The organism is Candidatus Hydrogenedentota bacterium (assembly GCA_016791475.1).
Lineage (GTDB): Bacteria > Hydrogenedentota > Hydrogenedentia > Hydrogenedentales > JAEUWI01 > JAEUWI01.
Window position 1 is genome coordinate 1 of sequence record JAEUWI010000448.1, and the last position, 526, is coordinate 526.

The 526-nt window shown below is 43.0% G+C and carries 1 protein-coding gene; it reads left to right on the top strand.

Annotated elements, in window-relative coordinates:
• Window positions 1–322 precede the first annotated feature (322 nt).
• A complete protein-coding gene (locus JNK74_30180) occupies window positions 323–526 on the top strand; it encodes a hypothetical protein (GenBank protein MBL7650438.1) in 204 nt (67 codons plus the stop codon).

Sequence of the window (526 nt, forward strand, 5' to 3'; positions counted from 1 at the left end):
TATAGCCTATCGCAATAGAAATGATACTGGCAAGGAACAATCGTCGAGGCATTCTGCATCAAGATATGCCCTCGTGTCCAGACCCAAAAAACCACGATACCACTGAGACAGTATTTACACGTACTCTTGGTACTACCATCCACACACTGCACCCTCGGTAAATTAACATGTATCTTTGTGAATATAAAAGTATGATTACTATAATGGATCCAATCCATCCTACACCTGTTTATTACTATAACTACTGATTATGCATATTGGTGGTGCGTGTATACACTATTGATTTCTCTGGCCTTGTGACTGCCTAGCTGGATTTCTCGAATTGCAATCCAGGGCATGGTGGCAGAATAACTACACGGCTGCAACATTTGAACAATCACTACTCCTCACCCTCACCCTCACCCTCACCACCACCATCATCACCATCGTCAACATCATTGCCATTAGCAGCAACATCAATCTTAAACTATGGGCTTGTTTAGTGGGAGCGGGTCTTCTCAAAGTGCAACAACCGATTCAACAATGA